Origin of the sequence: Erwinia sp. (genome assembly GCF_031978025.1) — a bacterium.
Classification (GTDB): Bacteria; Pseudomonadota; Gammaproteobacteria; order Enterobacterales; family Enterobacteriaceae; genus Erwinia.
This window is the reverse complement of record NZ_DALZCD010000282.1, coordinates 1-5,434: the sequence shown is the minus strand read 5'-3', so window position 1 is coordinate 5,434 and position 5,434 is coordinate 1. Positions and strand designations below refer to the sequence as shown.

Here is a 5,434-nt window from a genome sequence, read left to right as displayed (position 1 = left end):
GACAGTGGCCCGCTGGTGCTGAGCTTTGCCGCGCTGGAAGATTACTATCAGGAGCAGGGCCGCGATTGGGAACGCTACGCGATGGTGAAAGCGCGGCTGATGGGCGGCACGGACGATCGCTGGAGTCAGGAGCTGGAACAGATGCTGCGGCCTTTTGTCTACCGCCGCTATATCGACTTCAGCGTGATCCAGTCACTGCGCAATATGAAAAGCATGATCGCCAGGGAGGTGCGTCGACGCGGGCTAAAGGACAACATCAAGCTGGGCGCAGGCGGCATCCGCGAAACGGAATTTATTGTGCAGGTTTTTCAGCTGATCCGTGGCGGGCGTGAGCGCTCGCTACAGCTGCGGGCCTTTCTGCCTACGCTTCAGGCCATCAGTGAACTGCATCTGCTTCCCACGGAGCAGGCGTTATGCCTACGGGATGCCTGGCTGTTTTTGCGTCGCCTGGAGAATCTGCTGCAAAGTATTAACGACGAACAGACGCAAACGCTGCCTTCGGACGATCTCAATCGTGCGCGGCTGGCGTGGGCGATGGGCACCACGGGCTGGCCGGAAATGTATGAGCAGCTGCAACAGCATATGGCTGCCGTGCGGGCTATTTTTGACGAGCTGATCGGGGATGACGCGCCGGAAGCCGGCGACAGCAAAGAGACGGACGACTATGGTGTTCTCTGGCAGGATCGCCTGGAGGAGCCGGAGCTGGCCGCGCTGGTGCCCCACCTGACTGCCGAAGCGCAGCAGCGACTGCTGCGGGTGATCGGCGAGTTCCGGCAGGACGTGGATAAACGCACCATCGGCCCGCGTGGTCGTCAGGCACTGGACCTGCTGATGCCGGGTCTGCTGGCCGAAATGTGCCCGCGTGACGATGCCGACGTCACGCTGGGGCGTCTGACACCGCTGCTGCTGGGCATCGTGACGCGTACCACCTATCTGGAGCTGCTGACGGAATATCCGGGCGCGCTTAAACATCTGATCCGTCTCTGTGCGGCTTCGCCGATGATAGCCAGCCAGCTGGCGCGTTACCCGCTGCTGCTGGACGAGTTGCTGGATCCCGCCACGCTTTATCAGCCTACGGCCACGGATGCCTATCGCGACGAGCTGCGACAGTATCTGCTGCGCATCCCGGAAGAGGACGAAGAGCAGCAGCTGGAAGCGCTGCGCCAGTTCAAGCAGGCACAGCATTTACGGATTGCCGCCGCCGATATTGCCGGTACGCTGCCGGTGATGAAAGTCAGCGATCACCTTACCTGGCTGGCAGAAGCCATTGTGGAACAGGTCGTGCAGCAGGCCTGGCAGATGATGGTGCAGCGCTACGGTCGTCCTTCTCATCTTAACGAACCGCAGGCGCGCGGCTTTGCGGTTATCGGCTACGGCAAGCTGGGCGGCTGGGAGCTGGGCTACAGTTCAGATCTCGATCTGGTGTTCCTGCACGACTGTCCGGCGGAAGCGGTGACGGACGGCGAGCGCAGCATTGATGGCCGCCAGTTTTATCTGCGGCTTGCGCAGCGCATTATGCATCTGTTCAGCACCCGGACCTCATCCGGCATTTTATATGAGGTGGACGCGCGGCTGCGCCCTTCCGGCGCGGCGGGCATGCTGGTCAGCACCTTCGCGGCTTTTGATGATTATCAGCGCCATGAGGCCTGGACCTGGGAACATCAGGCGCTGGTGCGGGCGCGCATTATTTTTGGCGATGCGGCCCTGAGCCAGCGGTTTACCGCGATCCGCCACGGCATCCTGTGTTTACCGCGCGAGCCGGAAAAGCTGAAAACGGAAGTAAGGGAAATGCGTGAAAAAATGCGCACGCATCTGGGTAACCGGCAAAAAGGGCGGTGGGATATCAAAGCGGATCGCGGCGGCATCACCGATATTGAATTCATTACGCAATATCTGGTCTTACGCTATGCGGCCGCGGATCCGGCGCTGACACAATGGTCGGATAACGTACGCATTCTGGCCCTGCTGGCGCGCCACGATCGCATTAGCGAGGAAGAAGCACATTCGCTGACCCGCGCTTACGTTACGCTGCGTAACGAGCTGCACCGGCTGGCGCTTCAGGCCTTACCGGGCCAGCTTGTGCCGGAGGCGTTCAGCGAGGAGCAAGCCATCGTTAACGCCAGCTGGCAGCGCTGGCTGGAGGCATGAACTGGCGCAATGGGCGGGATTGACGGCATGTGCTATCATCGCGCGCACTATTTTTTGACTGACTGCAGCCTGGAGTATCTGGAATGAAAATGACGCTGCCCGAGTTTAACCGTGCGGGTGTTCTGGTTGTTGGCGACGTGATGCTGGATCGCTACTGGTATGGCCCAACCAGCCGTATCTCCCCTGAAGCCCCGGTGCCGGTGGTCAAGGTGGACAACGTGGAAGAGCGTCCCGGCGGAGCGGCCAACGTGGCGATGAATATCGCTTCGCTCGGAGCCCGTTCTCGTCTGGTCGGCCTGACCGGCGTGGATGATGCGGCGCGCGCGCTGAATGAGGCGCTCACCGGCGTTAATGTACAGTGCGATTTTGTTGCTGTCGCCACGCATCCTACCATTACCAAGCTACGCGTACTGTCGCGCAATCAGCAGCTGATCCGCCTGGATTTTGAAGAAGGGTTCGGGGGCATTGATGTTGAGCCGCTGCACCTGCGGATCCGGGAAGCGCTGCCGTCGGCAGGCGCGCTGGTGCTTTCCGACTATGCCAAAGGCGCACTGGAAAGCGTGGAAAGCATTATTGCCATCGCTCGCGAGGCGAAAGTGCCGGTACTGGTCGATCCGAAAGGGACCGATTTTGAGCGCTATCGTGGCGCCACCATACTGACGCCGAACCTTTCCGAGTTTGAAGCCGTGGTCGGCAAGTGTAAAAACGAGGCGGAGATTGTCGAGCGCGGCATGGCGTTGATGCAGCAATTCGAGCTGTCGGCGCTGCTGGTGACGCGTTCTGAGAACGGCATGACGCTGCTGCAGCCGGGCAAAGAGCCGGTGCATCTGCCAACCCAGGCGCAGGAAGTTTATGACGTGACCGGCGCGGGCGATACGGTAATCGGCGTGCTGGCCGCCGCGTTGGCCGCAGGCAACACGCTGGAAGAGAGCTGTTTCCTGGCTAACGCCGCCGCCGGTGTGGTGGTGGGTAAACTGGGGACATCAACGGTTTCGCCAGTCGAGCTGGAGAACGCTATCCGCGCGCGTCCCGAAGCCGGTTTCGGCGTGATGAGCGAGGCGCAGCTGAAAGAGGCGGTGACGCTGGCGCGCCGTCGCGGTGAGAAAGTGGTGATGACCAATGGCTGCTTCGATATTCTCCATGCCGGCCACGTGTCTTACCTCGCCAATGCACGCAAGCTGGGCGATCGGCTGATCGTAGCCGTCAACAGCGATGCGTCCACAAAGCGGTTGAAAGGCGAGAGCCGTCCGGTTAATCCACTGGAGAACCGGATGATCGTGCTGGGCGCGTTGGAAGCGGTAGACTGGGTAGTGGCGTTTGAAGAGGATACTCCTCAGCGAGTCATCGCTGATATCCTGCCGGATCTGCTGGTTAAAGGCGGCGATTACAAGCCGGAAGAGATCGCAGGCAGTAAAGAAGTGTGGGCAAACGGCGGTGAAGTTCGCGTGCTGAACTTTGAAGACGGTATTTCCACCAGCAATATTATCAAGGCCATTCAGGCAAAAAGCTGATAAGTGTGCGGGCAGAAAAAATGCCCGCCCTTAAACGTCAAAAGGTGCCAACAGGGCACCTTTTTAACGGCTTCGCCTGGGGCGTTACTGCATATCTTCCGTTTTCAGCACTTCTTTCGGTGTTTCCGCTTTCGGCACTTCAGCACCACGGCTTTCCAGCTCGGCAATACGTGCTTCCAGCGCGGCCAGCTTCTCACGCGTGCGCAGCAGGACCTGCGTCTGCACGTCGAATTCTTCGCGATTAACCAGATCCAGACGGGTCAGCTGTGATTGCAGCGTCTGGCGGATTTTCTTTTCGACATCATCGCCAAACTCACGGATCCCTTTTGGCATAGAGTCATGAACCTGACGAGCAAGTTGTTCAATTTTTTTCGGGTCAATCATGGCGGCTTCCTGGTAGCGGCAAAGTTTCGTTAAGTGTAATGCCATAACCATAAAGGTTAAACCCAAAAACGTTAAAGCGGCAAAATGGCTAACAATTTGCACATTTTGTTCGTTGCCCTGGTTTTTTTTCGGCGCTATAGTAATCAGGCTTATTCTCAGGGCGGGGCGAAATTCCCCACCGGCGGTAAATCGGCTACGGCTGAAAGCCCGCGAGCGCTTCAAATCTTTTGGGTTTGAAGGTCAGCAGATCCGGTGTAATTCCGGGGCCGACGGTTAAAGTCCGGATGGGAGAGAGTAACGTATCCTGTCGGGCCTGCGCCCGCCACGCCGTTATTTTTTGTCGCTGCAAGACACTCCTAAGCTCGCCCTGGTTCTGGTAACCATATTACTCAAAGGATTATTTACCATGAATCAGACGCTTCTTTCTGAATTTGGCACGCCTGAACAGCGTGTGGAACGCGCTATCGATGCGCTGCGCAATGGCCGTGGCGTCATGGTGCTGGATGATGAAGATCGTGAAAACGAAGGCGATATGATTTTCGCCGCGGAAACCATGACCGTTGAACAGATGGCGCTGACTATTCGCCACGGCAGCGGCATTGTCTGTCTCTGCCTGAATGAAGAACGCCGCCGCCAGCTGGACCTGCCGATGATGGTAGAAAACAACACCAGCTCTTTTGGCACCGGTTTTACCGTTACCATTGAGGCGGCTGAAGGCGTGACTACCGGCGTCTCCGCTGCGGATCGTATCACCACCATACGTGCCGCTATCGCCGATAATGCTAAACCGAGCGATCTGCACCGTCCGGGACATGTATTCCCGCTGCTTGCGCGTGAGGGCGGTGTGCTGACGCGCGGCGGGCATACAGAAGCAACTATCGACTTAGTGACGCTGGCCGGTTTTAAATCTGCAGGCGTGCTGTGCGAGCTGACTAACGATGACGGGACTATGGCCCACGCGCCGGAAGCCATCACTTTTGCGAAACAGCACCAGATGCCGGTAGTGACTATCGAAGATTTGGTTGCTTACCGCCGCAGTCGGGAAACGCGTCAGGCCAGCTAAGCATGTCGCCGCGCTTCTGTACGGATGGATAAAACCGTGCAGGCGCGCGGTTCGATTGTTTGAACGCTGAGATCGGTTTTCCGCAAGGTTTCCATGCAGTGTGTTCCACGGTCGGTTCTCACAATTTGTTTCCCGACCGGTTTCCACGCGAGGTGTGCTCCAGCCCGTTTCTGTGCAACGTGTTCCACAGCCGATTCCATATGATGTGTTCTACAGCCCGCTTCCATGCGACGTGTTCCACAGCCGATTCCATATGGTGTGTTCGCCACCCCGTTTCCGTACGACGTGTCCCACAGCCGATTCCATATGATAGGTTCCCCGGTTGGTT

General features: G+C 58.2%; 4 protein-coding genes and 1 riboswitch. Of the genes, 3 read left to right on the top strand and 1 reads right to left on the bottom strand.

Annotated elements, in window-relative coordinates:
* Both glnE and hldE read left to right on the top strand, forming a co-directional pair.
* Positions 1-2,148 (top strand): bifunctional [glutamate--ammonia ligase]-adenylyl-L-tyrosine phosphorylase/[glutamate--ammonia-ligase] adenylyltransferase (gene glnE / locus RTK32_RS18265; RefSeq protein ID WP_312046478.1); only part of this gene is annotated, 2,148 nt, incomplete at its 5' end.
* A gap of 83 nt (positions 2,149-2,231) precedes the next feature.
* Positions 2,232-3,659, top strand: a complete 1,428-nt coding sequence (gene hldE, locus RTK32_RS18260; RefSeq protein ID WP_312046476.1) for a bifunctional D-glycero-beta-D-manno-heptose-7-phosphate kinase/D-glycero-beta-D-manno-heptose 1-phosphate adenylyltransferase HldE — start codon at positions 2,232-2,234, stop codon at positions 3,657-3,659.
* Between the two features lie 84 nt (positions 3,660-3,743).
* Here hldE and ubiK read toward each other — a convergent pair whose 3' ends face one another.
* The gene (ubiK, locus tag RTK32_RS18255) at positions 3,744-4,043 is read right to left on the bottom strand and encodes a ubiquinone biosynthesis accessory factor UbiK (RefSeq protein WP_312046475.1); all 300 of its coding nucleotides are present in this window, start codon (positions 4,041-4,043) and stop codon (positions 3,744-3,746) included.
* Between the two features lie 147 nt (positions 4,044-4,190).
* A riboswitch (FMN riboswitch) is annotated at positions 4,191-4,343 on the top strand.
* Between the two features lie 106 nt (positions 4,344-4,449).
* Here ubiK and ribB point away from each other — a divergent pair.
* On the top strand, positions 4,450-5,106 hold the full coding sequence (gene ribB / locus RTK32_RS18250) for a 3,4-dihydroxy-2-butanone-4-phosphate synthase (protein WP_312046473.1): 657 nt from the start codon (positions 4,450-4,452) through the stop codon (positions 5,104-5,106).
* The last annotated feature ends 328 nt before the right edge of the window (positions 5,107-5,434 follow it).